At 71.7% G+C, this 23,961-nt stretch carries 25 protein-coding genes; 21 read left to right on the top strand and 4 right to left on the bottom strand.

Features of this window, described 5'->3' with window-relative positions:
• Positions 1-17 precede the first annotated feature (17 nt).
• On the top strand, positions 18-401 hold the full coding sequence (locus M6I34_RS16020; RefSeq protein WP_272486813.1) for a group II truncated hemoglobin: 384 nt from the start codon (positions 18-20) through the stop codon (positions 399-401).
• 61 nt (positions 402-462) lie between these two features.
• On the opposite strand, the gene M6I34_RS16015 is transcribed toward M6I34_RS16020, so the two are convergent.
• Positions 463-903: a DUF4124 domain-containing protein gene (locus M6I34_RS16015; protein ID WP_272486812.1), complete on the bottom strand. Its 441-nt coding sequence runs from the start codon at positions 901-903 to the stop codon at positions 463-465.
• A 207-nt stretch (positions 904-1,110) separates the two neighbouring features.
• Between M6I34_RS16015 and M6I34_RS16010 the strand changes: the two genes are divergently transcribed.
• The 19 genes from M6I34_RS16010 (at position 1,111) to galU (ending at position 18,804) form a co-directional block, all read left to right on the top strand.
• Positions 1,111-1,530 (top strand): response regulator, encoded by a 420-nt coding sequence (locus tag M6I34_RS16010; protein WP_272486811.1) that lies wholly within the window; start codon positions 1,111-1,113, stop codon positions 1,528-1,530.
• On the top strand, positions 1,520-2,608 hold the full coding sequence (locus M6I34_RS16005) for an ATP-binding response regulator (protein ID WP_272486810.1): 1,089 nt from the start codon (positions 1,520-1,522) through the stop codon (positions 2,606-2,608). The genes M6I34_RS16010 and M6I34_RS16005 overlap by 11 nt, the downstream gene beginning before the upstream one ends.
• Positions 2,609-2,631: 23 nt before the next feature.
• Positions 2,632-3,291, top strand: coding sequence for a response regulator (locus M6I34_RS16000; protein ID WP_272486809.1), 660 nt, complete (start codon positions 2,632-2,634; stop codon positions 3,289-3,291).
• Between the two features lie 287 nt (positions 3,292-3,578).
• A complete protein-coding gene (gene aceA, locus M6I34_RS15995) occupies positions 3,579-4,901 on the top strand; it encodes an isocitrate lyase (protein ID WP_272486808.1) in 1,323 nt (440 codons plus the stop codon).
• A gap of 311 nt (positions 4,902-5,212) precedes the next feature.
• Positions 5,213-5,488: a pilus assembly protein gene (locus tag M6I34_RS15990; RefSeq protein WP_272486807.1), complete on the top strand. Its 276-nt coding sequence runs from the start codon at positions 5,213-5,215 to the stop codon at positions 5,486-5,488.
• A gap of 21 nt (positions 5,489-5,509) precedes the next feature.
• On the top strand, positions 5,510-6,892 hold the full coding sequence (locus tag M6I34_RS15985; RefSeq protein ID WP_272486806.1) for a pilus assembly protein TadG-related protein: 1,383 nt from the start codon (positions 5,510-5,512) through the stop codon (positions 6,890-6,892).
• The gene (locus M6I34_RS15980; protein WP_272486805.1) at positions 6,882-7,904 is read left to right on the top strand and encodes a hypothetical protein; all 1,023 of its coding nucleotides are present in this window, start codon (positions 6,882-6,884) and stop codon (positions 7,902-7,904) included. The genes M6I34_RS15985 and M6I34_RS15980 overlap by 11 nt, the downstream gene beginning before the upstream one ends.
• Positions 7,901-8,602, top strand: a complete 702-nt coding sequence (locus tag M6I34_RS15975) for a hypothetical protein (RefSeq protein ID WP_272486804.1) — start codon at positions 7,901-7,903, stop codon at positions 8,600-8,602. The genes M6I34_RS15980 and M6I34_RS15975 overlap by 4 nt, the downstream gene beginning before the upstream one ends.
• Positions 8,599-8,766 (top strand): hypothetical protein, encoded by a 168-nt coding sequence (locus M6I34_RS15970; RefSeq protein WP_272486803.1) that lies wholly within the window; start codon positions 8,599-8,601, stop codon positions 8,764-8,766. The genes M6I34_RS15975 and M6I34_RS15970 overlap by 4 nt, the downstream gene beginning before the upstream one ends.
• A 26-nt stretch (positions 8,767-8,792) precedes the next feature.
• Positions 8,793-9,875, top strand: coding sequence for a Flp pilus assembly protein CpaB (gene cpaB, locus M6I34_RS15965; protein WP_272486802.1), 1,083 nt, complete (start codon positions 8,793-8,795; stop codon positions 9,873-9,875).
• 128 nt (positions 9,876-10,003) lie between these two features.
• Positions 10,004-11,254 (top strand): type II and III secretion system protein family protein, encoded by a 1,251-nt coding sequence (locus M6I34_RS15960; RefSeq protein ID WP_272486801.1) that lies wholly within the window; start codon positions 10,004-10,006, stop codon positions 11,252-11,254.
• Positions 11,254-12,978, top strand: a complete 1,725-nt coding sequence (locus M6I34_RS15955) for a TadA family conjugal transfer-associated ATPase (protein WP_272486800.1) — start codon at positions 11,254-11,256, stop codon at positions 12,976-12,978. Before M6I34_RS15960 ends, M6I34_RS15955 begins: the two co-directional genes overlap by 1 nt.
• On the top strand, positions 12,971-13,816 hold the full coding sequence (locus tag M6I34_RS15950; RefSeq protein ID WP_272486799.1) for a type II secretion system F family protein: 846 nt from the start codon (positions 12,971-12,973) through the stop codon (positions 13,814-13,816). Before M6I34_RS15955 ends, M6I34_RS15950 begins: the two co-directional genes overlap by 8 nt.
• A 14-nt stretch (positions 13,817-13,830) precedes the next feature.
• Complete coding sequence (locus M6I34_RS15945) at positions 13,831-14,760, top strand: type II secretion system F family protein (protein ID WP_272486798.1); 930 nt, start codon at positions 13,831-13,833, stop codon at positions 14,758-14,760.
• Positions 14,757-16,166: a DUF192 domain-containing protein gene (locus M6I34_RS15940; RefSeq protein WP_272486797.1), complete on the top strand. Its 1,410-nt coding sequence runs from the start codon at positions 14,757-14,759 to the stop codon at positions 16,164-16,166. Before M6I34_RS15945 ends, M6I34_RS15940 begins: the two co-directional genes overlap by 4 nt.
• On the top strand, positions 16,163-17,269 hold the full coding sequence (locus tag M6I34_RS15935) for a TadE/TadG family type IV pilus assembly protein (RefSeq protein ID WP_272486796.1): 1,107 nt from the start codon (positions 16,163-16,165) through the stop codon (positions 17,267-17,269). Before M6I34_RS15940 ends, M6I34_RS15935 begins: the two co-directional genes overlap by 4 nt.
• A 41-nt stretch (positions 17,270-17,310) precedes the next feature.
• Positions 17,311-17,553, top strand: coding sequence for a DUF4160 domain-containing protein (locus M6I34_RS15930; RefSeq protein WP_272486795.1), 243 nt, complete (start codon positions 17,311-17,313; stop codon positions 17,551-17,553).
• Positions 17,522-17,782, top strand: a complete 261-nt coding sequence (locus tag M6I34_RS15925) for a DUF2442 domain-containing protein (RefSeq protein WP_272486794.1) — start codon at positions 17,522-17,524, stop codon at positions 17,780-17,782. The genes M6I34_RS15930 and M6I34_RS15925 overlap by 32 nt, the downstream gene beginning before the upstream one ends.
• Before the next feature lie 200 nt (positions 17,783-17,982).
• Complete coding sequence (gene galU / locus M6I34_RS15920) at positions 17,983-18,804, top strand: UTP--glucose-1-phosphate uridylyltransferase GalU (RefSeq protein WP_272486793.1); 822 nt, start codon at positions 17,983-17,985, stop codon at positions 18,802-18,804.
• 73 nt (positions 18,805-18,877) lie between these two features.
• Here galU and M6I34_RS15915 read toward each other — a convergent pair whose 3' ends face one another.
• On the bottom strand, positions 18,878-19,726 hold the full coding sequence (locus M6I34_RS15915) for a M90 family metallopeptidase (RefSeq protein ID WP_272486792.1): 849 nt from the start codon (positions 19,724-19,726) through the stop codon (positions 18,878-18,880).
• Positions 19,727-19,819: 93 nt separating this feature from the next.
• On the opposite strand from M6I34_RS15915, the gene M6I34_RS15910 reads away from it, so the two are divergent.
• Entirely contained in the window at positions 19,820-22,174 is a 2,355-nt protein-coding gene (locus tag M6I34_RS15910) for a RelA/SpoT family protein (RefSeq protein ID WP_272486791.1), read from the top strand.
• Between the two features lie 639 nt (positions 22,175-22,813).
• On the opposite strand, the gene mog is transcribed toward M6I34_RS15910, so the two are convergent.
• Complete coding sequence (gene mog, locus M6I34_RS15905) at positions 22,814-23,398, bottom strand: molybdopterin adenylyltransferase (RefSeq protein ID WP_272486790.1); 585 nt, start codon at positions 23,396-23,398, stop codon at positions 22,814-22,816.
• Complete coding sequence (yjgA, locus tag M6I34_RS15900) at positions 23,395-23,946, bottom strand: ribosome biogenesis factor YjgA (protein WP_272486789.1); 552 nt, start codon at positions 23,944-23,946, stop codon at positions 23,395-23,397. Before yjgA ends, mog begins: the two co-directional genes overlap by 4 nt.
• Positions 23,947-23,961 lie beyond the last annotated feature (15 nt).

Below are 23,961 nucleotides of genomic sequence, written 5' to 3'. Positions count from 1 at the left end.
CAGAATCGGAGACGAGCATGAGCGACAGCGTGTTCGAGACGCTGGGCGGCGAGACCGGCGTGCGCGCGCTGGTCGACCGCTTCTACGACCTGATGGACATGGACGAGCGTTTCGCCGGCATCCGCGCGATGCATCCGGTGAACCTGGACAGTTCCCGCGACAAGCTCTTCTGGTTCCTGTGCGGCTGGCTGGGCGGACCCGACCACTACCAGAGCCGCTTCGGGCACCCGCGGCTGCGGGCGCGCCACCTGCCGTTCCCGATCGGGGTGTCCGAGCGCGACCAGTGGCTGCTCTGCATGGCCGAGGCGATGCGCGACCAGGGCATCGAGGGGGAACTGTTCGATCGCCTGCTCGAGGCCTTCCACGGCACTGCCGACTGGATGCGCAACCGGCCGGGCTGACCGGTCGGGCGCCTCGGTCGCCGAGCCGGGGCCCCAACGGGGCCCCTCGGCAGTCCGTAGCTCAGTCGGCCAGGAACATGTGCTGGACCGTGTCGGGGGGCAGCCGGCAGACGCGCGCGGCCGCGTCGAATTCGCCGCCGCGCTGCCGGCAGACGACCCAGGGTTCGCTCGGGCCGGCCAGCACCGGCTCGGGCTGGCCCGCCAGCACCGTGTGCGGCGCGGGCCCCGGGCGCGCGCCGCCGGTGGCAACGATGCCCGGCGCGGCGGCAGGCCGCGACCATGCGCTGGCGCGCGAGCCGGCCGGGCAGGGCGCGTCGGAAAACTGGACCTTGCCGCCCTTCGTTTCGCAGCGGTACACGACTTGCGCGGCAGGCGCGGCGACCTGGCTCTGCGGTGCCGGCGGCTGGGCGGCAGCCGCGATGCCGCCCCACAGCACCGCGGTGCCGCCGAGGGCGGCCAGCGCGGCCGAGCGCAAACGGGCGGGTTCGGGAATCGGTGTCATCGCGCGCCTCCTTGGTCTGGACAGGAGATTCCGGACGGCAGTCAGGGATTCGGCCGGCTGCCGGCCGGCCCCGACCGTCGGACAATTGATGATCGCGCCGGAAGGCCTTCGCGGGCAAGGGCCCGGACCGGGCGGATTTCACGATCGGCGACAATGGCGGGCGGCTTCGCCCGGGATGCGGGGCGCATCGAGGACGGCGGCGCAGGGATGAGCTACATACTCGTGGTGGATGACGACGCGGATCATCGGGAGCTGATCCGGCTGGTGATGGGGCCCGCGTACCGGGGCATGCCGGTGCGACTGGCCGGCTCGGGCGAGGACGCGCTGCGCGTGATCGAGCGCGAAGGCGTGCCGCGCCTCGCGCTGGTCGACGTCGAGATGCCCGGCCTGGACGGCGAGGGCACGGTCAAGCGTATCCGCGAACAGGACGAGGCCCGCGCGCTGCCGATCGTGATGCTGTCCACCTCCGACGATGCCGACGACATCCGGGCCTGCCTGCAGGCGGGCGCGAACTCGTACGTGCGCAAGCCGATGGCGCTGTCCGAATGGGGACGCACGATCGGCGCCGTCGCCGACTACTGGCTGCTGATGGACTCCTCGTCGAAGCTCCGTGCCGATGTCCATTGAGCGGCCGCTGAAGCTGCTCTGCGTCGAGGACAGTCCCGACGACGTCGAGCTGATCCGGCTGGCCATGATCCGCCACGGCATGTCCTTCCGGCTGGAGGCGGTTTCCGAGGAAGCGCCCTTTCGCGCGGCCCTCGAGCGCGACCCCGACCTCGTGCTCTGCGACTATTCCCTGCCGATGTTCTCGCCGCTGCGGGCACTGGAGCTGATCGAGGAGAGCAGGCCGGGCCTGCCGCTGATCGTGGTCACCCGGGCGATCGGCGAGGAGGCCGCGGTGGCGGTGCTGCGCGCCGGCGCGCGCGACTACCACCTGAAGGAGCGGCTCAACCTGCTCGGCCCGGCGATCGAGCGCGTGATGCGCGAGCGCCGGCTCGAGGCGGAGCGGCGCCGCGCGCAAATGGCGGTGGCCGACGCGTATCGACGGCTGTCGCGGGTGTCGGCGCGGATCGTCGACGCGCAGGAGCGCGAGCGCGCGCTGATCGCGCGCGAGCTGCACGACGAGCTCGGCCAGACGATGACCGGCATCGTGCTGCACCTGCACGCGGTGCGTCGCGCGCGCCTGCCCGACGGAGCGGCCGCGTCGGTGGACACGGCGCTCGCACTGGCGCAGGATGCAGTCGAGCAGGTGCGCCGCATGTCCTTCATGTTGCGGCCGCCGCAGCTGGACCTGCTCGGCCTTTCGGCCGCGGTGCGAAGCACCGTCGAACGGCAGCTCGGCGCGGCAGGCGTCCAGGGCGGGGTCGAGGTGTTCGGAGCCGAGCCCCGGGAAGCCGCGCCTTGCTGGATCGCCGCCTTCCGGATCGTCCAGGAGGCGGTCACCAACGCGTTGCGGCATTCGCGTGCGAGCCGGGTCGTCGTGCGCCTGCGATTCGTGGCCGGCGGACGGCTAGTGGTCACGGTGGGTGACGACGGCCAGGGCTTCGACGTCCCCGGTGTGCTGGCCGGCGGCGTGCGCGACGAGAATTTCGGGCTCGCCGGCATGGTCGAGCGGGCCGAGATGGCGGGCGGACACTTGCGGATCCGGGCGAAGAGGGCGCTCGGCACCGTGGTTCGTGCCGTGTTCGAACCCTCGCGAATCTGATGTAAACGAAGCGGTGAGACCAGATGGAAAGAAAGAAGAACCCGGTTCGCGTCGTGCTGGCCGATGACCACTATGTCGTGCGATCGGGCATCCGCGCGCTGCTGGAGTCGATGGACGGGCTCGAGATCGCCGGCGAGGCGTCGAACGGCCGCGAGCTGATCGAGATCGTCGAGCGCACGTCGCCGGAGCTCGTGATCACCGACTTGTCGATGCCCGAGATGGACGGCATGAAGGCGATCGCCGAGCTGCGCGCGCGGCACCCGAAGCTGAAGATCCTGGCGATCTCGATGTACGACACGCCCGATTTCGTGCAGGGGGCCCTGCGCAACGGCGCGAACGGCTACGTGATGAAGGACGCCACCCCGACAGAGCTCGGTTTCGCGGTGCAGAGCGTGCTGGCGGGCGAGAGCTACCTGAGCCCGAAAGTCTCGGGGCAGCTGGTCGAGAGCCTGCGCGGCGACCGCGGCACCGACATCCCGCTCACCGACCGGCAGCGACAAGTGCTGGTGATGATCGCCCGCGGCTATTCCACCAAGGAGATCGCCTTCGAACTGGGCCTGAGTCCCAAGACGGTCGAGGTGCACCGGGCACGGCTGATGGAGCGGCTCGGGATCTCCGATGTGGCGGGCCTCACGCTCTACGCGGTGCGCAAGCGGCTGGTCGACCCCGAGAACCCGCAGTGACGCGGCACCGCCGGAATTCTGCCGGCTGAGAAATTCGATTCACATCGTGAAAATTCCATGTCGCGGCGCGCAAGCCGTTTTTTTCATCGTGGCAAAGATTTTTCCGCGATATGGAAATTCGTTGTTAGGTGCATGATTCGAAAAGATAAATTTGTTGCTCGTTTTGCGGTCTCGATCGTGTTGCGCCGCACATCGGCTCGGTAATCTCTTGTCCAACGCGCCGCGATTTGCCTGAAGGCAAGGCGCAGAAGGTTTCCCCGAAACTTCAAGGACAGGAGAGAACGACCATGTCGTCCCGAGAGCTGGAAGCGCAGAAACTGCAAAAGGAATGGTCCGAGAACCCGCGCTGGCGCGGCATCAAGCGCGGCTACACCGCCGAAGACGTGATCCGCCTGCGCGGCTCGCTGCAGGTCGAGCACACGCTGGCCCGCCGCGGCTCCGAGAAGCTCTGGAAGCTGCTCAATGACGAGCCCTTCGTCAACACGCTGGGCGCGCTGACCGGCAACCAGGCGATGCAGCAGGTCAAGGCCGGCCTGAAGGGCATCTACCTGTCGGGCTGGCAGGTGGCGGGCGACGCCAACCTGGCCGGCGAGATGTACCCGGACCAGTCGCTGTACCCGGCCAACTCGGTGCCGCAGGTGGTCAAGCGCATCAACAACACGCTGACCCGCGCCGACCAGATCCAGTGGATGGAAGGCAAGAACCCGGGCGACGCCGGCTACATCGACTACTTCGCGCCGATCGTGGCCGATGCCGAGGCCGGCTTCGGCGGCGTGCTGAACGCCTTCGAACTGATGAAGGCGATGATCGAGGCCGGCGCCGCCGGCGTGCACTTCGAGGACCAGCTCGCGTCGGCCAAGAAGTGCGGCCACATGGGCGGCAAGGTGCTGGTGCCGACCCGCGAGGCGGTCGCCAAGCTGGTGTCGGCCCGCCTGGCCGCCGACGTGATGGGCGTGCCCACGCTGCTGCTGGCCCGTACCGACGCCGAGGCCGCCGATCTGGTCACTTCCGATGTCGACGAGACCGATCGCCCGTTCCTGACCGGCGAGCGCACCGTGGAGGGCTTCTTCCGCTCGAAGAACGGCTTCGACCAGGCGGTCTCGCGCGGCCTGGCCTACGCGCCCTACGCCGACCTGATCTGGTGCGAGACCGGCACGCCCGACCTCGAATTCGCGCGCAAGTTCGCCGAGGCGATCCACAAGCAGTTCCCGGGCAAGATGCTCGCCTACAACTGCTCGCCCTCGTTCAACTGGAAGAAGAACATCGACGAGGCCACGATCGCGAAGTTCCAGCGCGAGCTGGGCGCGATGGGCTACAAGTTCCAGTTCATCACGCTGGCCGGCTTCCACGCGCTGAACTACTCGATGTTCAACCTGGCCTACGGCTACGCGCGCAACCAGATGAGCGCCTTCGTGGAGCTGCAGGAGGCCGAGTTCGCCGCTGCGGACAAGGGCTTCACCGCGGTCAAGCACCAGCGCGAGGTCGGCACCGGCTACTTCGACGCGGTGACCACCACCGTGGAGCGCGAGGCCTCGACCGCCGCGCTGAAGGGCTCGACCGAGGACGAGCAGTTCTTCGAGGACAAGGCGGTCGCCAAGAAGGCTGCCTGATCGAGGCTGCCTGATCGGCGGGGGACCGCTGCAGCCCGGCTCGGCGCAAAGCCGTCCGGCTCGGCGCGATCCCCGACAGTTTGCGGGTGATCCGCGGCGTTCGCGCCGCGGACCGTTTCCAAGGGTGTTTCTCCTGGGAACGACTTTTGGGCCGGCGCTTGCCGGCCCCTTTTTTTGGTCAATAGAACGCGCGGCCTACCCCCCAGCGGCCTAGCCGCTCCGTGCAATGGCGCGAGATCGCGCCCGATCCCAGCATTGCTCCTGTGCCCGCGCCATCCGGGGCGGCACCGCAACCCACACAGGAGCCCGCCATGCATCAAATCCCGAACCACGGCCGGTCCCGCCGCCAGCGCGGCCAGGGCATGACCGAATACATCGTCGTCGTCGCGCTGATCGCGGTCGCGGCGATCGGCATCTACACGCTGTTCGGCCAGACGCTGCGCAACCAGACCGCCGGCCTCGCGCTCGAGATGTCCGGGCAGGACGCGAACGCCGCGATCGCCGGCGCGCAGGCGAACGCCAACACCGCGGCCAACAACGCGAACCAGCGCAAGGGGCTGGACAACTACAACCTCGGCAATCGCTGAGCCCGGGCGAGCATCACTGCCATGAACGCCCGAGCCATGTCCTTCGCCTGCGTCGCACGCTTGCCGGAACGGCAGAGCGGCCAGGCACTGGTCCTCGGACTGGTGCTGCTCTTCGCCGCGGTGCTCGGGCTGTTCTTCCTGTTCTCCACCGGGCAGGCGCTCGGCACGCGCCAGCGGCTCGACAACGCGGCCGACGCAGCCGCCTGGAGCGCCGCGCTGTGGCGGGCGCGGGTGCTGAACTTCCACGCCTACTCGAACCGCGCGATCGTCGCCCAGGAGGTCGCTGTGGCCCAGGCGGTCACCATGACCTCCTGGGCCAAGTACTTCGAGCGCTTCACCGCCAACGCCAGCGTGTTGGCCGCGGCCTATCCGCCGGTGGCCACGGTGATCTCCGCGGCGGCGTCGATTGCGGCCAACGCGCGCGAAATGACCGAGCGTGCGGCTTCCGACGAAATCGGCTGGCGCGCCGATCCGCTGACCGGCTACAAGCAGCTGCTGCTGCGCAGCCAGGCGCTGCTGCACCGCTCGGCCGATACCTTCGGCATGGGCGCGGTCGCCAACGAGATCGCTCGCGCCAACGATCCGCGCTTCTTCGCGTTCGCGATGACCGATGCCGGCGGCTACGAGCGCTTCACCCGCCGCTGGGACACCGACGCCGATCGCGAGCGCCTGCAGAAAGTGGTGCTCGACGCGCTCGATCCGTTCACTTCGGGCCCGCGCGGGCTCGACCTGCGGCTGCTGCTGATGCCGTCCAGCTGCGCAGGCACCACGCTGGACTTCGACAAGTGGTTCCACTGGTACCGCAAGCGCGGCGGCACGGTGATGAGCAGCCTGGATCGCTGGGAGTCAGCGGACACCGGCTCGATCCACGACTGGCGCCGCCGCGGCTTCATCTTCGGCAGCTGCCGCGACCGCGAGAGCATCCAGCTCGGCTGGGGGGCGGCCGAGGCCACCAATGACGACCCGGTCCAGTGGCTGCTCGCCTATCCCGGCGACGCCGACGACAACGGCGGCGCCGCGTTGCTGGCCGCCTTCGGCATCTCGGGCCGCGGCTATCGTGGCTTTCACGATTACGACGGCATCGCACGGGTGCGCGACCTGAACTACTCGGCGCTCGACAACCCGCGATTCCCGGTCACGCGGGTTGCGGTGCTGGCCCGCGTCGAAGGCAACACGGTGCGCACCGCCAATGCGCTGAACCTCGGCACCGGCCGGCTGCGGCTGTTCGAGCGCTACGCGGGCGGCCGGATCTGGTCGCTGTCCGCGGCCGAGACCTATTTCCGCAGGCCGCCCGGCGCGCCCGAGCGCATCGAGTACGCGAGCCTGTACAGCCCGTACTGGCAGGTCCGGCTGGTGGAACCTTCTGGCGCGGAACGCGCGGCGGCGGCGGCCTATGTGCGCTGAACCACTTCGCGCTCGACCGTTCGCCGGCGGCGACCGGCGCGCCCGGGGCCAGGCCCTGGTCGAGACCCTGGTGGTCGCGATCGCGCTGGTGCCGATCGCGGTGCTGGTCGTGCTGCTCGGCAAGTACCAGACGATCCAGTCGGCCGGCGTGGCGGCGTCGCGCGCCTTCGCGTTCGAGTGCGCCGCGCGTCCCGCCGACTGCGCCGACCCGGCCCGTTCCGGCTGGATCGTCGAGGCCTTGCGGGTGCGGCACTTCGCGCGGCCCGACCGGGCGATCCTCAGCGGCGAGCGGGTAACCGCCCTTGCGGGTGCATCGGGCGGGGCGTCGTCCACGGGTTCCGCGCCTGGCGCCACCGGTCCGCAGGGCCTGGACCGCCATCCGCTCTGGCAGGACCGAGCCGGCCGGCCGCTGCTCGAGAACCTGGCGCAAGTCGGCGCCGCCGCTTCGCCGCAGCGCTTCGATGCCGGCCTGGGCACCGCGCTGGGCCGCGCCGCGTCGGTCGACTTCCGGGGCCTCACCGGGCCGATCGGCGGGAGCGGCGGGGGCGCCGACAACGGCGGCGGCTCCTTGCCCTTCGATCCCGGCGTGCCGGGCGCCGGCGCGGCGGAAATCCTCGACCGACTTGCCGGGCCCGCGCGTTTCGGGCTCGCGATCGAAGGCGGCCTGTACGACGCCAGGGTGCAGGTTGCGGTCGCGCCGTCGCATGCCGGCAACATCGGCTTCGCAAGGCTCGATCCGCTGGCAGTCACGATGCGCGCGCGCACCGCGATCCTGTCCGATGCCTGGGCCGCGTCGGGCCCCTCCGGCGGGCCTGCCAGCGTCGCGATCCGCACCGACGCCGGCTCGCGGCTCGACACGTTGCGCGAGAGCCGGCTGCGCATCGGCTACCAGCTCACACGCTGGTCGATCGACCTGATGGGCGCGATCGGGCTCGAGCCCCAGGCGGGCGAGTTCCGCTATCACCAGGCGGATCCCGACGCGATTCCCGCCGACAGGCTGGGCCAGCCATGACCCGCGCCACCACCGCGATGATCGCGCTGCTCGGCGGCTTCGCCGCCCTGGTCGGCATGGCGCCGCAAGGCGAAGCCGCCGGCGTCGACCCGCTCGATCGCCTGCCGCTGCAGTTCGTGTCGGCCCCGATTCCGCTCACGATCGCCGGTCACGCCGCGGTGCTGCGGGTGGTGCGGGCCGACGTCGAGCCCGAGGTCGCGCTGAGCGCGGTTGCGCAGGCGTGGAAGGACCCCCGGGCCATGCTCAGGCGCGACGAGGAGGGTCCCTGGCGCAATCTGTCCCGCGTCGATCGAAACGGCATCCGCGCGCTGCAGTTGCGAGCCACCGAAAAGGGTGGCAGCGAGGGCTACCTGGTCGGCTGGCAGCTCGGCGCGGAGCCGCGTACCGAGTCTCTCGCCCATCGCCTGCTGCCGCCCGCGGCCACGACGCTCTCCGATGTCGCCAGCGGCGGCGATTCGCCCGGCCGCACGGTCGTCGCCTGGACGCCGTTGCCGCTCGATGCCGCCGATCGCTCGGTCACAGCGCGGGCCGCATCGCTCGGACTCAGGCCCCGCACCGAAGGCCGGCGCGCCGACCCCGATCCGGCGGCCGAGCGCAGCCGCCATTTCACCGGCAAGCGCGCCGAGCTGGCCATGACCCTGCATCGCGAGGGCCGCGGCACGGCGCTAGTGATCCACCTGATGGAGGCATCGAAATGAACGCCGCGTCCATGCAGCGCGGGCAATCGCTCGCCGAATACCTGGTCGTGCTCGCGCTGGTGGTCATGGCGCTCACGGCCGGGCCGAACAGCCCGATCGAGCGCCTGTTCGAGGCCTTCGGCGAGCGCTACCAGCGCTTCACGAGCGAAGTATCCCGACCCTGAACCTGGCCCCGACCGGAGACCGCACGATGAACATCGACTCGACTGGCGCGTCGGCGCCGCCTTCACCGCCGGGACCAGGCGTCGCGGGGCTGCTCGCCTGGCCCGCCAGGCTGCTGCGCAACCGAACGCTGGTGCTGCTGCTGGTCGCAGCCGCCTTCGGCGCGCTGGCGGTAGGCGGAGCGCGCGGCTACATCGCCGAGCGCCTGGCCGTCGAGCGCGAGCGCCTGAACCCGCCGCGCGCGATGGTCGAGGTCGTCGTCGCCAAGCGAGACCTTCCGCCGGGCGCGCCGGTCGATGCGGACACGATGGCGGTGCGCAGCATGCCGGCCGAGTACGCACCCGGCGGCTCGGTGCGGCCCGACGCCTTCGGACAGCTCGAGGGCATGCGGCTCGCCCAGCCGATGCGAAGCGGCGAGCCGCTGCTGCCGGTCGCCGTCGAGCCCGCACGCGACGGCAACTTCTCGAACCGGATCCGCCAGGGCATCCGGGCGATGACGATCCAGGTCGACGAGGTCAACTCGGTGTCGGGCATGCTGCAGCCAGGCGACCGGATCGATCTGCTGTTCACCGTGCGCCCGCCGTCGGTGGCCGGAGGCCCGCCCGGCGACGAGCTCACCGCGCCGCTGATGCAGGACCTGCGGGTGCTCGCCACCGGCAGCCAGGTCGCGCCGAGCGGCGATCCGTCGGGCATCGGGCGTCCGTTCACGTCGATCACCGTCGAGGTCGAGCCCGACCAGGCTCAGCGGCTGATCGTCGCGCAGCGCAGCGGCCGGCTCACCGCCACGCTGCGCAATCCCGAGGACCGCGCGCCGGTCGCCGCGCAGGCGCTCGACGTGTCGGCGCTGCTCGGCATCCGCCGCGGGCCGGCGGCGGTTGCGCGCAAGCCCGCCGGGCCCGAGCTGATCGTCGGCGGACAGGGCGGGCCGCTGCGCGCGGCCGGCTCCGGCGATCCGGCCGCAGCCCAGATCGGTGTGCCTCCCGGTGTGCCGGTGGCGCTCGCGCAGCCCGTGCCGGGCCAGGTGCCCGCCGGAGCGCTCCTCACGCCGGCCCGCGCCGTCCAGCCGGCGAGCGAGATCGTCGGCGCCGGCCGTCGGGGAGACATGCGATGAAAGGTCTCCGAGCGGTACGTCCGATGCTCGCGTGCCTGGCGAGCTCCCTTGCGCGATTGGCGAATTCTCTTGTCCACCCGGCGAGTTCCTTCGCGCCCTCGGCACTTTCATTCGCTCGCTTGGCCCTGGTGACGCTGGCGATCGCCGGCCCCATCCAGGGCACGGCCCAACCGGTCACCGAGAACCTCGAGCTCTACGTCGGCGAAGTCCGCGTGCTCGAGGTCGGCGAGTTGCGCCGCATCGCGATCGGCAACGGCAAGGTCCTGCAGGCCAGCGCGCTGGACCGCGGCCAGCTGCTGATCATCCCCGAGGCGCCCGGCCAGAGCGCGCTGTACCTGTGGGGCAAGGACGGCGCCGAGCGACACCTGTCGATCAGCGTCGTGCCCGCCGATGCCAGTCGCCTGCTCGGCGAGGTGCGCGCGATGCTCGGCGACACGCCGGGCGTGGTGCCGAAGATCGTCGGCGACAAGGTCGTCGTCGAAGGCTCGGGCGTGTCCGAGGAGCAGGCCGCGCGTATCGCCGAGGTCGCCGGCCGCTATCCGCAGATCGTGAACCTGGTGAGCCGCGTGGGCCGCGAGCGAATGATCGAGATGGACGTGAGAATGGTCGAGATCCGGCGCGACGCGATGCAGAACCTCGGCGTCAAGTGGAGCGCCAGCGCGCAGGGGCCGAGCTTCGGCCTGATCGGCGACCTGCACCGCAGCGCGGCCTTCCGGACCGGTGGCGCGGCGGCCGAGGCGGGGCTGGACGTGCGCTCGCGCATCGCGCCTTTCGCGACCACGCTGGGCATCGCCACCTCGATCGGCTCGATGATCAACCTGATGGTGCAGAACGGCGACGCGGTCGTGCTGGCCGAGCCCAGGCTCGCCTGCCGCAGCGGCGGCTCCGCGCGTTTCGTGGCCGGCGGCGAGCTGCCGATCCCGCAGACCAGCGGGCTGGGCGCCACGTCGGTGGCATTTCGCGAGTACGGCGTCAAGTTCGACGTGAGTCCGGTGGCCAGCGAGTCCGGTGTCATCGCCGCGAAGATCGCCACCGAGATCTCGGCGGTCGACTTCGAGGTTCTCGTGCAGGACGTGCCCGGCCTGCTCAAGCGCCGCGCCGAAACCGAGGTGAACCTGCGCGAGAACGAAACGCTGGTGATCGCCGGACTGCTTGCCGAAGAGACCTCGCGCTCGATCGACCGGGTGCCGGGCCTGGGCGAACTGCCTATCCTAGGTCCGCTGTTCCGGTCGAGGAACTTCCGCGACCGGCGCAGCGACCTGGTCGTGTTCATCACGCCGCGCTTCGTCGGCGCCGACTCGCCGTCGAACCTCGCCGAGATCGCGCGCAGCGCCGAGCGCCTCGAGCGGGCCCGCGAAACCGTACGGATGGCCGACTGATGCTGACCCTCGTCATCGAATCCGACGGGCAGCCGACCCGCACCCAGCGCATCGAGCGCTTCCCGTGCCGGATCGGCCGGGCACGCGATGCCGACGTGGTCCTGCCGGGCTGGCGGGTGGCGCGGGCGCATGCCGAGCTGCAGCGCATCGACCGCGGCTACCGGCTGGTCGACGCTGGCACGCTGGCGGGAACCTGGGTCAACGGCGAGCGGATCGCCGAGTTCGGCCCGCTCGACGAGCGCGACGAGATCCTGATCGCCGGGCACCGGCTCACCGTGCATCCGGCGCGCGAGCGGTCGCGGGCGGGCGGCGGGAGCCGACCGCCGCAACACGGCGCGGCGGATGCGAGTACTAGCGAGGCCGACGCAGAGCATGGCGGACAGCGCGCCGTGGGCGAATTCGCGCAAGGCCACGAGCACCGGGCGGATGGTGGCCTCGCTGCGGAATCACCGGCCGGCGCCCCCGACGAGGGACTCGAGTGGCGACGCATCCTGCACCGGAGGCTGTTGCAGGCGATCGACCTTCATCGCAAGGACGTCCGCCAGTTGAGCCCCGCCCAGTTGCGCAGCGAGGCGCGCGCGCTGCTGGTCGAACTGGTCGCCGGCGAAGCCGCCCTGCCCGAAGGCATGGACCGGGCGCGCACGATCGAGCAGGTGCTCGACGAGGCGATCGGACTCGGCCCGCTCGAAGCCTTGCTCGCCGACGACACGATCGGCGAGATCATGGTCAATTCGGCGCACGAGATCTTCGTCGAGCGTAACGGACTGATCGAGCGCTGCGCCGCGGTCTTCTCGGGCGACGACGCGGTGCGAGCGGCCATCGAGCGCATCGTCGCGCCGGTCGGCCGTCGCATCGACGAGAGCTCGCCGATGGTCGACGCGCGACTGCCGGACGGTTCGCGGGTCAACGCGGTGATTCCCCCACTGGCCTTGCGCGGGCCGGCGGTCACGATCCGCCGCTTCAACCGCCGGCTCTTTTCGCCCGAGGACCTGGTTGCGATCGGCTCGATGTCGCGGCCGATGCTCGATTTCCTCGAGCTATGCGTGGTCCACCGCCGCAACGTCGTCGTGTCGGGCGGCACCGGCTCGGGCAAGACCACGCTGCTGAACCTGCTGTCCAACCTGATCCCGCGCGGCGAGCGGATCCTCACGATCGAGGACGCCGCCGAGCTGCGGCTCGCGCATCCGCACCTGGTCGCGCTCGAGGCCCGGCCCTCGAACGTGGAGGGGCGCGGCGAGGTCACGATCCGAGACCTGGTCCGCAACGCGCTGCGCATGCGGCCCGACCGGATCGTCGTCGGCGAGTGCCGCGGCGGCGAGGCGCTCGACATGCTGCAGGCGATGAACACCGGGCACGACGGCTCGCTGACCACCGTGCACGCCAACAGCGCGCGCGACGTGCTGTCGCGCCTCGAGACCATGGTGCTGATGGCGGGGGTCGACATGCCGGTGGCGGCGATCCGCGAGCAGGTCGCGTCGGCCGTGGACATCGTCGTGCACCAGGCGCGGTTGCCGGATGGCAGCCGGCGCATCGTCGAGATCGCCGAGCTCACCGGCATGGAGGGCGGCAAGGTTCTGATGCAGCCGCTGTTCCGGCACCGGCGCGGCGCGGGCGAGGGCGGCTGGTTCTGCGGTTGCGGGAACGTGCCGCAGTGCCTGGAGGCGCTGCGCGAGCAGGGCGTTGCCTTCGACCTGTCGGCTTTCGACGAGGCGCGCCATGCCTGAGTACGTGCTGGTATCGGCCTTCGTCGCGGCGGCCGCCGGTTTCGCTGCGATCGGGGCGCTCGTGATCCAGATGGCGCGGCGCCATCGCGAGCGCTTCGAGCGCACTGTCGATCGCTCGCTGCGCGGCGCCTTCCTGTTCGTCGATCCGGCCTCGCTGCATCGCCTGTCCCTGGTGGTTGCGGCCGCGCTCACGATCGCCGCCTGGCTCGTCACGGGGAATCCGGTCGTGGCGCTGCTGGCGGCGCTGGCCGCGGGTGGCCTGCCGCGCTGGGCGATCGCGCGGATCCGGGTCCGTCACGTCGAGGCCTTCCGGCAGCAGATGCCGGACCTGCTGATGCTGGTGGCCGGCGCGCTGCGCGCCGGCAACGGACTCGCGCAGGCGCTCGGCGGGGCGGCGGCCGAGATCGCGCCGCCGGCCCGCCAGGAGCTCGCGCTGATGCTGCGCGAGCAGCGGCTCGGCGCCTCGCTCGCCGACAGCCTGGCAGGCCTGCAGCGCCGCATCCGGGTCGAGGAGACCGCGCTGTTCGCCTCGGCGCTGCGGATCGGCACGGAGGCCGGCGGCAACGTGGCCGACGCGCTCGAGTCGCTGGCCGACGCCACCCGGCGAAAGCTCGCGATCGAGGGAAAGATCCGCGCGCTGACCGCGCAGGGCCGGCTGCAGGCCTGGGTGATGGGCATGCTGCCGGCCGCTCTGGCGGCGCTGCTCGCGCTGTTCGACCCCGAGGCGATGCGCCCGCTGGTGGCCGACTGGCGCGGTTGGCTGGTGTGCGCGGCGGTGCTTGCGATGCAGGTCGCCGGTTTCCTGACGATCCGCCGCCTGGTGGCGATCGAGATCTGAACGAGCAGGGGGAGATGAGCGTGTACGCGATTCCGTCGACCTGGTTCGAGTGGCTGGATGCCGGCCTGGCGATTCCCGGCGCCGAGTTTCGTCTCTGGCTGTCCCTGGCTGCGGCCTTCGTAGCGGCCTCGCTGGCAGGTTCGGCCCTCGTTCGAGTCGCGCCGAGGCGGTCGGCGGGGCCGCGCGGACCAAGGGATCCGCTGCCGCCGCTCTGGCGCCTCGCCTGGCCGATGATCCGACTGCTCGAGGGGCCCGCAGCCGCCACGATCGGCGCCCAGGCCCGGCTGGCGCTTGAGGAGCGCCTGCAGCAGGCCGGCTTTTCGCGAATGCTCTCGCCGGCGCAACACCGCGCGGCCTGCTGGCTAGCCGCGCTGTGGGGCGCCTCGATTGGCCTGGCCGCGAGCATCGGCCCTGCCGGGCCGCTGGGCGGGGCGGTCATAGGGATGCTGCTGCCGATCACGCGGCTGCGCGACCGGGCCGCGGCGCGACAGCGCGCGCTGCTGCGCCAGCTGCCTTTCTACCTCGACCTGGTCACCATGTCGGTCGAGGCCGGCCTGAACCTGGGCGCCTCGCTCGCGCAGGCGGTAGACCGCGGCCCGCCCGGCCCGATGCGCGACGAGCTCGCTCAGCTGCTGCGCGACCTGCGGGCCGGCCGCTCGCGCGACGAAGCGCTTCGCGCGATGGCCGCAAGGGTCCGGCTGTCCGCGGTCTCGAACCTGGTGGCCGCGCTCGCCACCGCGCAGAAGCAGGGCGTGAGCCTCGGCCCGATCCTTCGCGCGCAGGCCGAGCAGCGGCGCACCGAGCGCTTCCTGCGCGCCGAGAAGCTCGCGATGGAAGCCCCGGTGAAGATGCTGATGCCGCTGGTGCTGTTCATCTTTCCCGGCACCTTCGCGGTGCTGCTGTTTCCGGTCGTCAGCCGGCTGATCGCGGAGGGCGTGCTGTGAAGCCGGGCACCGCCCGCTGGCTGCTGATGCGGCCAGACGGCAGCAGCTGTGCGCTGCGCCTGACCCGCGCCACCGGCTTCGTCGAGCGCCTGCGCGGCTTGCTCGGCCGGCCGCTGCCCGAACCGGGGCAGGGGATCTGGCTCGAGCCCTGCAACGCGGTCCACACCCTGGGCATGGCGGGGGCGATCGACCTGCTGTTCCTCGATGCCGCGCGCCGCGTCGTTCGTGTCGTCCCTTCGCTCGACCCATGGCGGGCGGCCGGGTGGCGCGATGCCGTCTCCACGGTCGAACTTCGCGCGGGCGAAGCCGACCGGCTTCGGATCGTCCCCGGATCGCGTCTCGTCGCCTTCAACCCCGACCAGGAGGAGTCCACCATGAACACCCGCACCGAAGTCCGCCGTGCACGCGGCGCGTCCCGCCCGGCGCGCGCCGCCGCGATCGCGGCAGTCGCCGCCGCCTCGCTCGTTTCCAGCAGCGCCAAGGCCGACGCTTCCGACAATGCCAACCTGGGCTACAGCTTCCTCGACGAGCAGCACAGCAAGGACGAGGCCGCCGTCGCCGGCGACGGTCGCCCGGGCAGCGCGGGGGACATGGGGGCCTTGCCTCCGAACCCCGAGGAACTTGCGAAGGTTCGTTCGACGCACGCCGAGCCGGCTACCTCCACCGAGCCGTCCGCATCCACCGGGCAATCCGCATCCACCCGGCAGGCTGCATCCGCCGAGCCGGCGTCATCGAACGAGAGGCCGGATACGTCGGGTGGAGCCACGCCGTCCGCGTCCGCGCATGCGATCCCGGTCCCATCGCCCAGTGCCGAAGTTCGCTCCCTGCCGGCGCCGGATCTCGCGGCAGCCGAAGGGCTCTATCGCGGCAGCCGCTTCGACGAATCGTTGACTGCGTTCCGCGCGATCGTCGATGCCGACCCGGCGCACGCCCATGCCTGGCTGCGGATCGGCAACATCCTGCACCGCAAGCGCGAGTGGTTCGACGCGCTGAGCGCCTATCGCAAGGCGGCGCGGCCGCAGGCCGACGCAGCGATTCGCGAGAAGGCGATCTACAACGTCGCGCTGCTCAATCTCGAACTGGCGCGCCAGGCGATGAAGCGGCTCGAGCGGATCCGCAACGGAGATGGCGGCGCGGACGGTCGAGCGGCCGGGCCCCGTGGCGCCGGCGTCAGCGACGGCGCGCTGCGCCACCTGTCGGACCAGGTCGGCGTTTCCTATCGGGCGCTCGCTGCGGCACGGCGGACGGCAGCTGCCGCCACGACCGGGCCGACTCCGGTGCCCGCGGGCCCCGACGCCGCCGTGGCCCTCGCGCCCGCGCCGCAGCCCGGGCCGCGCACGCCCGCGCCGGCGGCAGACGAGAAGCCCGTCGAGGTCGAGATCCGGCAAGGCGGAGTCGGGCGGTGACGATCGCCCGGCGCCGGCCACCGGAAGGTCGCAGCGGTCGCGCGGGGGGCCGCCCTTCAGCGCGAACGCAGCGCGGCGCCAGCGCGATCGAGTTCGCGATCGCCGCGCCGGTGGTGCTGATGCTGGGCCTGGGCGCGCTGCAGTGGGCGCTGGTCTTCCACGCCCGGCAGTCGATCGAGCACGCGGCGATCGAGGCGGGCAGGGCCGGCAGCGTCGGCAATGCGCTGCCCGATGCGATCGAGACAGGGCTCGCGCGTGGTCTGCTGCCCTACTGGAGCACGCTGCCCGAGATCCGGGCGATTCCAGACCGCCAAGCGGCGACCGCCGCGGCCCGCAACAGGCTGCGGCAGGGCCGGGCTTCGGGCTGGATCGTGGTGCGCCGCCTGTCGCCCACCCGCGAGAGCTTCGCCGACTGGGCCGAGGCAGCGCTCGACGGCTGGGGCCGGCCGTTGCCGGGCCTGCTCGAGATCCCCAACGACAACCTTCAGTTCGCCGAGCAGCGAAGCCCGAATGGCGGCGCGGCCGGCACGCACCTGGGCCTGCCGGTCGGCCGCGCATCGGGCCAGACGCTGGTCGATGCGAACCTGCTGAAGCTGGAGATCGTCTACGGCGTGCCGATGACGGTGCCTCTGGTAGGCCGGATCGCCGCGCTCGCGGGCCGAATGGCCGGAGGCTGCCTGAGCGCCGAGCGAGGCGGCTGCGCGATCTTCACGGCTCCCGATTCGAGCGGTCGGCCGGTGCCGCGCTGGCCGGTCGCGACCATGGCCACGATCCGCATGCAGAGCCCGGCGCGCCAGGCCGCCGATGCGCCGTCGCGCGCGTCGCTGCCGCAGGGCACGAGGTTCGCCGGTTCGATCGGCGCAGGAGCTGGGGCGGGCTCCGGCGCGGGCGGCGGCACGAACGCCGCCGGGGGCACGGAAACGCCTTCCACCGGCGCCGTGTCCGGTCCGGCGGCCTTCCGCCCCCCCGCGGGTTCGCCGGGCGACAGCTACGGTGGAATCGACGCGGCAAGCGACGGCAGCCTGGCGCGCCCCGATTCGGGCTGGTTGTCGCTGGGAGGGGAGAGCTTGTTCAGCGTGCCGGGAGCGTGCGTGGCGCCGTGAGCGGGAACGGCGCATCGAGCTGCAAGCAGAATTCCCTGCCCATGACTCCAACGCTGCTGCGCGAGGGCGGCTTCCGGTTCTGCTTCTTCTCGCGCGAGGAATTGCGCCCGCATGTGCATGTGCAGCACGCAAATGGCGAGGCCAAGTTCTGGCTTGAGCCGATGGTGGAGGTGGCGAATAATGCGGGTTTGTCCGATCGGCAGCTTCGCGCGGCACTGCTGCTCGTGAAAGACCGTTCGGTGGAGTTTCGAGATGCCTGGGATCGCCATTTCGGACCGGGTTGAACTGGTCGGCGTTTTTATCGACGGCCTGCGGCTGCGAGTGGGGGCGGAGACACTGTCTCTTTCCTTCACGGATTTCCCATGGTTGCGCGAGGCGACGATCGCCCAACTGGCGAATGTGCAGCGCCCTTCGACCGACCACCTCTATTGGCCAGAGCTCGACGTCGATCTCTCGGTGGAGTCGATCCGGCACCCCGAGCGTTTTCCGCTGAAGGCGGGAATGCACCGTTAAGCGGGGGGCTGTGCTGCGCACCTGAGCCGGGTCGTGCTGCCGAAAGTCAGCTCGTCCGCAGTGCGGAGAGGCCTCCCCAGGAGCGGCCGAACGTTCGGCCCGCGGCGACGTATTGCGCAATTCGCCACGGAACTCGCCGCGGTTCCCCGCTACCATTCCTCCTTCGCTCCGCTCCGGAGCCCACGCAAAGCCGAGCACCGATGCAACTGAAAAAGGCCGTCTTTCCCGTCGCCGGCATGGGCACCCGCTTCCTGCCCGCCACCAAGTCGATCCCCAAGGAGATGCTGCCGATCGTCGACCGGCCGATCATCCAGTACGCGGTCGACGAGGCGATCGAGGCCGGCTGCGACACGCTGATCTTCGTGACCGGGCGCTCCAAGCGCGCGGTCGAGGACTACTTCGATCGCAACCCGGAGCTCGAGGCCGAACTCGAGGCCAAGGGCAAGGCCGAGGCCCTGGACGTGGTGCGCAACATCATTCCGCCGCACGTGAAGGTGCTGTTCGTGCGCCAGCCGGCACCGCTGGGCCTGGGCCACGCGGTGCTGTGCGCCGCGCCGATGATCGGGCCCGACGAGCACTTCGCGGTGCTGTTGCCCGACGACCTGATCGACGGTCATCCCGAGGGGGTGCTCAAGCAGATGCTGCCCTTCGCCGAGTCCACCGGCGGCAGCGTGGTGGCGGTAGAGCAGGTGCCGCGCGCCGACGTCAGCAAGTACGGCATCGTGGCGCCGGTCGACGAGCAGGGGCCGCGAATGCGCGTGAGCGCGATCGTCGAGAAGCCTTCGATCGAGGACGCGCCGTCGACCTACGCGGTCGTGGGCCGCTACATCCTGCACCCGAGCGTGATGAAGACCCTGGTCGACCTGCCGCCCGGGGCCGGCGGCGAGATCCAGCTCACCGACGCGCTGGCCCGCCAGATAGAGAGCCCCGGCCTGCACGGCTACCGCTTCGGCGGCAAGCGCTTCGATTGCGGCAGCAAGCAGGGCTTCCTGACGGCGAACATCTACTTCGGCTTGCGTTAGGCGTCCTCTGCCCGGCGTGGGGGCTCGCCGCTCGCACGGACTCGCTGTCCGCCTGCGCGAGGCCCCTGTTCCGTCAGCCGGGAACGCCGCCCTTCCGGGCCGCGAGCGGATCCTGGCCGAAGTAGCCGGCAAGCAGCCGGTACAGATTCGGGAAGACCTCGGCCAGCGGTTCCGGGTCCACGAAGAAGGCCTCGGCCGCCACCGCGAAGAACTCGCCCACGTCGGTCGCGGCGTAGGGGTCGAGCGGCAGGCTCGCGTACCACGCCTCGCCTTCCGGCGATTCGGGGTCGACGTGGCGGGGGATCGAATCCTCCAGCCTGTCGAGCATGCCGCAGAAGCTCTCCCAGGCCCCGTCGATCTCGCGTTCCCACTCGGCGCGCTGCCGGGCGGGCAGCGGGGGAACGCCGTCGGGCTCGCCGTCGAGCATGTCGAGCTTGTGCGCGAACTCGTGGATCACCACGTTCCAGCCGCGCGCGTCGCCGTCGGGCGCTCCGCCCGGGTCGGCGTCAGCCCACGACAGCACCACCGGGCCGCGCTCCATCGCCTCGCCGGCCAGCTCGTCGGTCGATTCGTGGACGACGCCCGCCTCGTCGACCTGCGTGCGAGGCACCAGGAAGCGGTCGGGATAGACGACGATCTCGACGAAGTCGTCGTAGGCGCGCAGCCCGAGCCTGAGGATCGGCAGGCAGGCCTGGACCGCGATCGCGATCCGGACCCGCTCGTCGACCTGGAAGCCGGCGGCGCCGGTGATCGTCTTGGCGGCCAGGAACTCGGCCGACAGCTCGCGCAGGCGCGCCAGCGCGGCGCCGTCGAGGTGCCCGAGCCAGGGCATCGCGGCGAGCGCGTCGCGCCACGGTGCGTCGGCGATGGTCGGCCGGGCCGGGGCAGGTCGGCCGAACAGGCGATTGAGCAGCGAGGCCAAGGTCGAAACCTATAATCGACGCGAAACACGCCGGGCGCCGGGAGAGCGCGCGCGGCGAACCACAGCGGCGGCCCGGCGGGCCGATCCGGAGCAATGAGCGAGCCGAAGCCTACCATCGACGCCGGGCACGCGTGCGGGACACCGAACGCACCCGAGGCCGCCACTCGCGGGACCTCGGGCGCGCGCGAGACAGACGCGCACGAAACCGGCAACGAACGGATCGAGCGCGCGCTCGCGCTGGCCGCCGACGCGGTCGGCGAGACCGCGGCGCCGAACGGCGAAGGCTACCTCGCCCACGCGCGCGGCACGATCGCGATCCTGCACGCGATCGGCGCGGACGAGGCCACGCAACTGGCCGCCGCGCTGGTCGAGCCGGCCACGCTGCTGCCGCGCGAGGCGGTCGACCGCGAGTTCGGGCCCGAGGTCGGCCGGCTGGTCGACGCGATGCGCCAGGTGCGCCGGCTGCGCGCGCTGCGAAGGCCCGAGGGCGAGGACGCCGGCGCCCAGACCGAGACGCTGCGCCGGATGCTGCTGGCGATGGCGACCGACATCCGGGTCGTGCTGCTGCGGCTGGCCTCCCGGCTGCAGACGCTGCGCTACCACGCGGCGGTCAGGCGCGATCCCGACGAGCCGGTAAGCCGCGAGACGCTCGAGGTGCTCGCGCCGCTGGCCAACCGGATCGGCCTGTGGCAGCTGAAGTGGGAGCTCGAGGACCTGGCCTTCCGCTTCCTGCAGCCCGAGGCCTACAAGTCGCTGGCGCGGGCGCTCGAGGAGAAGCGGGTCGAGCGCGAGGCCTACGTGGCCGACGCCACGCAGCGCCTGCGCGCGAGGCTGGCCGAGGCCGGGCTGAAGGCCGAGGTCAGCGGGCGGCCCAAGCACATCTTCAGCATCTGGAACAAGATGCGCGCCAAGAGCCGTGGGCTGGAGGGCATCTCCGACCTGCGCGGGCTGCGCGTGATCGTCGACACCGTGGCGCAGTGCTACGCGGCGCTCGACGTGGTGCACTCGATGTGGCGGGCGATCCCGGAGGAATACGACGACTACATCGCGCGGCCCAAGCCGAACGGCTACCAGTCGCTGCACACGGTGGTGACCGCCGAAGACGGCCGGCCGCTCGAGGTGCAGATCCGCACCGAGGCGATGCACCGCTTCGCCGAGTACGGCGTGGCCTCGCACTGGCGCTACAAGGAGCGGGCGAGCGGCGCCGCAGGCGCGGGCGCCCGGAGCGACCAGGCCTACGAGGACCGGATCGCGTGGATGCGCCAGCTGCTCGCGTGGCAGCGCGAGGTCGGCGAGGCGCTGGGCGGCGCGGCGGTGCCGGGGGCGGGGCCGATGGCGGGGGCGGCCGCGGCCGCCGTTGCCGGAAGCGAGGCCGGCCCCGCGGCCGAAGGCGCTCGCGCCACCGCCGACGAGGAGCGCATCTACGTGCTGACCCCGCAGGCGCGGGTGATCGAACTGCCCGCCGGCGCCACGCCGGTCGATTTCGCCTACCAGGTGCACACCAGCCTGGGCCATCGCTGCCGCGGCGCGAAGGTCGACGGCCACATGGTGCCGCTGAACACGCCGCTGCAGAACGGCCAGACGGTCGAGATCGTCGCGGCCAAGGACACCGGGCACGAGGGCCCGTCGCTCGACTGGCTGAACCCGCAGCTAGGCTACGTGAAGAGCCAGCGCACCCGCGCCAAGCTCAGGCAGTGGTTCAACGCGCGCGAGCTGGAGCGCGACACCGCGGCCGGGCGGGAAAAGGTCGAGAAGGTCCTGCAGCGCGAGGGCCGCACCGCGCTGTCCTTCGACGAGCTGGCCAGGCGCCTGGGCTTTCCCGACCCCGGCGCGATGTTCGTGGCGGTGGCCCGCGACGAAGTCGGCCCGCGCCAGCTCGAGGAGGCGGCGCGCCACGACCCGGCGCTCGACCCGACCCGCGCGGCGATCGACGAGCCGGACCTGGCCGCGATCATCGCCGCGCGCCGGCGCAGCAGCGGGGGCGGGGGAGATGGCGTGCTGGTCGTCGGCATCGATTCGCTGCTGACCCAGCTCGCGCGCTGCTGCCGGCCGGTGCCGCCCGACCCGATCGTCGGCTTCGTGACGCACGGCCGGGGCGTGTCGGTGCACCGGCGCGGCTGCGGCACCTTCGCGCAGATGGCCGCCCGCTCGCCCGACCGGGTGATCGACACCGAGTGGGGCCGGCAGCGCGTCGCGCCGGGCGATGCCCGCGCCCGCCGCTACCCGGTCGACATCGAGGTGAAGGCCGCCGACCGCACCGGCCTGCTGCGCGACATCGTCGAGACCGTGGCGCGCGACCGGGTCAACGTGATCGGGATGCAGACGGCCACAAAGCGGCAGGAGGCGCGGATGCGGTTCACCGTCGAGGTCACGGACGCCGAGCAGCTGCAGGCGACGCTCGCCGCGGTGCGCGCGGTGCCGGGGGTCACTTCGGTTCGGCGGGCCTGAGCGCCCTCGTCTTGACGCGCCCGGCCGATCGGAGAGCGGAGCGACCCGCGGGCGCCGGTGCTGCGGCCCCCGCTGCGCGGGGGCTTCCCTCGCCTTCCTCGTCCGCGGCGGGTCGGAGCTCAACTCGGCTCGCCGAAGGCGAGCCTCAGACAGAGCTCCTCCCTGATCGCCGCTCCCTTCGGAAGCGCTCGGCTGGCACAGGCGCCCGCGGGTCGCTCCGCTCCCCGACCTGCCTGGAGGTGGTGGCACACGAGCACTTTGGCCTGCCGAACCTGCGTGACGGTGACAAGGGCGAACGACGCTGGTCACCGGTCGCCCGACACCCCGACACCCCGACACCCCGGCGCCGTGAGCGCCGAAGTCGGCGAAGCGGGGCTGGACTCGCTGCGCATGCCCCGACATCCAGGCGGCGCGGGCGGGGGCTTCCCTCGGGGCGCGTTGGCAAGCCGAGCGCTTCCGAAGGAACCGGCGAAAAGGGAGGAGCTCTGTCTGAGCGAGCCCGCAGGGGTCGCGAGTTGAGCTCCGACCCGCCGGTGACGAGGAAGGCGAGGGAAGCCCCGCCGCAGGCGGGGCCGCAGCCTCAGCGCCCCGAGGGAAGCCCCCGCCCGCGCCGCCGGGCGAACGACCAAGCGAGCGAGTTCAGCCCCGCTTCGCCGACTTCGGCCGGAAGGCCTTGCATACGGCTTCGTTGGTCTCCACGTACGGCGCCCCGATCAGGTCCAGGCAATAGGGCACCGCCGCGAAGATCCCGTGCACCTTCTGCCTGCCGTCCTCGTCCTTCAGCCCCTCGAGCGTCTCGCGGATCGACTTGGGCTGGCCTGGCAGGTTCACGATCAGCGCCTTGCCGCGGATAACGGCCACCTGCCGCGACAGGATCGCGGTGGGCACGAAGTTCAGGCTGATCTGGCGCATCTGTTCGCCGAAGCCCGGCATCTCGCGGTCGCCGATCGCCAGCGTGGCCTCCGGGGTCACGTCGCGCGGGGCCGGGCCGGTGCCGCCGGTGGTCAGCACCAGGTTGCAGCCTTCGCGGTCGACCAGCTCGATCAGCGTGTACTCGATCGTCGGGCGATCGTCGGGGATCAGCCGCACCACGGCTTCCCAGGGGCTGGCGAGCGCCTCGCCGAGCCACTGCTGCAGGCCGGGGATCCCCTGGTCCTGGTAGACGCCCTGCGAGGCCCGGTCGCTGACGGAGACCAGCCCGATGCGGATCGTGTTCGTGCTCATTGCGTCTCGCTCCTGTCGGCGGTGTTCTCGAGTTCGGCGCGAAGCTTGCGGTAGAGCTCGCGGTAGGCGCGGCCCGGGCCGCCGGCCGCCAGTTCGGCGCGCGCCCGAGGCACCAGCGCGGCGATCGCGTCGCGGCTGTCCGGGTACTCGGCCTGCCAGTTCGCCAGCACCCGCTCGTCGGCCAGGATGCGCTCGCGCCAGCGCTCGGCCGCGTGCTGCACGGCGACCGTGGTGCGGTGCTCGCGGCCTTCGTCGGACAGCGCAGCGCGGATCGCGTCGCCGTCGGCATCGCGCATCAGCTTGCCGATCAGCTGGACCTGGCGGCGGCGGCCTTCGTGGCTGCGGATCTCGCGCGCCATGCGCACCGCCTCGATCAGCTCCTCGCCGATCGGCAGGCGCACGAGCACGTCGTCGCGCAGCGTGACGAGCCGCTCGCCGAGCTGCTGCAGCGCGTGCGCGTCGCGCTTGCGCTGGGACTTGCTCGGTCGCTCGTCGGTGGGAGGTTCGGGGCGCTCGGCCCCGCGGGTGTTTCGTCTGGATGCGCTCATGGCCGCTGCTATGAT

Origin of the sequence: Zeimonas sediminis (genome assembly GCF_023721795.1) — a bacterium.
Taxonomy (GTDB): domain Bacteria; phylum Pseudomonadota; class Gammaproteobacteria; order Burkholderiales; family Burkholderiaceae_E; genus Zeimonas; species Zeimonas sediminis.
Note: the sequence above shows the minus strand (reverse complement) of the source record. Positions and strands in the feature narration are given on the sequence as shown.

Bases quoted from the DNA above. Each gene is read 5' to 3' on its own strand.
- M6I34_RS16020 (WP_272486813.1), top strand. From the start codon at position 18: ATGAGCGACAGCGTGTTCGAGACGCTGGGCGGCGAGACCGGCGTGCGC.
- M6I34_RS16015 (WP_272486812.1), bottom strand. From the start codon at position 903: ATGACACCGATTCCCGAACCCGCCCGTTTGCGCTCGGCCGCGCTGGCC.
- M6I34_RS16010 (WP_272486811.1), top strand. From the start codon at position 1,111: ATGAGCTACATACTCGTGGTGGATGACGACGCGGATCATCGGGAGCTG.
- M6I34_RS16005 (WP_272486810.1), top strand. From the start codon at position 1,520: ATGTCCATTGAGCGGCCGCTGAAGCTGCTCTGCGTCGAGGACAGTCCC.
- M6I34_RS16000 (WP_272486809.1), top strand. From the start codon at position 2,632: ATGGAAAGAAAGAAGAACCCGGTTCGCGTCGTGCTGGCCGATGACCAC.
- aceA (WP_272486808.1), top strand. From the start codon at position 3,579: ATGTCGTCCCGAGAGCTGGAAGCGCAGAAACTGCAAAAGGAATGGTCC.
- M6I34_RS15990 (WP_272486807.1), top strand. From the start codon at position 5,213: ATGCATCAAATCCCGAACCACGGCCGGTCCCGCCGCCAGCGCGGCCAG.
- M6I34_RS15985 (WP_272486806.1), top strand. From the start codon at position 5,510: ATGAACGCCCGAGCCATGTCCTTCGCCTGCGTCGCACGCTTGCCGGAA.
- M6I34_RS15980 (WP_272486805.1), top strand. From the start codon at position 6,882: ATGTGCGCTGAACCACTTCGCGCTCGACCGTTCGCCGGCGGCGACCGG.
- M6I34_RS15975 (WP_272486804.1), top strand. From the start codon at position 7,901: ATGACCCGCGCCACCACCGCGATGATCGCGCTGCTCGGCGGCTTCGCC.
- M6I34_RS15970 (WP_272486803.1), top strand. From the start codon at position 8,599: ATGAACGCCGCGTCCATGCAGCGCGGGCAATCGCTCGCCGAATACCTG.
- cpaB (WP_272486802.1), top strand. From the start codon at position 8,793: ATGAACATCGACTCGACTGGCGCGTCGGCGCCGCCTTCACCGCCGGGA.
- M6I34_RS15955 (WP_272486800.1), top strand. From the start codon at position 11,254: ATGCTGACCCTCGTCATCGAATCCGACGGGCAGCCGACCCGCACCCAG.
- M6I34_RS15950 (WP_272486799.1), top strand. From the start codon at position 12,971: ATGCCTGAGTACGTGCTGGTATCGGCCTTCGTCGCGGCGGCCGCCGGT.
- M6I34_RS15945 (WP_272486798.1), top strand. From the start codon at position 13,831: ATGAGCGTGTACGCGATTCCGTCGACCTGGTTCGAGTGGCTGGATGCC.
- M6I34_RS15930 (WP_272486795.1), top strand. From the start codon at position 17,311: ATGACTCCAACGCTGCTGCGCGAGGGCGGCTTCCGGTTCTGCTTCTTC.
- M6I34_RS15925 (WP_272486794.1), top strand. From the start codon at position 17,522: ATGCCTGGGATCGCCATTTCGGACCGGGTTGAACTGGTCGGCGTTTTT.
- galU (WP_272486793.1), top strand. From the start codon at position 17,983: ATGCAACTGAAAAAGGCCGTCTTTCCCGTCGCCGGCATGGGCACCCGC.
- M6I34_RS15910 (WP_272486791.1), top strand. From the start codon at position 19,820: ATGAGCGAGCCGAAGCCTACCATCGACGCCGGGCACGCGTGCGGGACA.
- mog (WP_272486790.1), bottom strand. From the start codon at position 23,398: ATGAGCACGAACACGATCCGCATCGGGCTGGTCTCCGTCAGCGACCGG.
- yjgA (WP_272486789.1), bottom strand. From the start codon at position 23,946: ATGAGCGCATCCAGACGAAACACCCGCGGGGCCGAGCGCCCCGAACCT.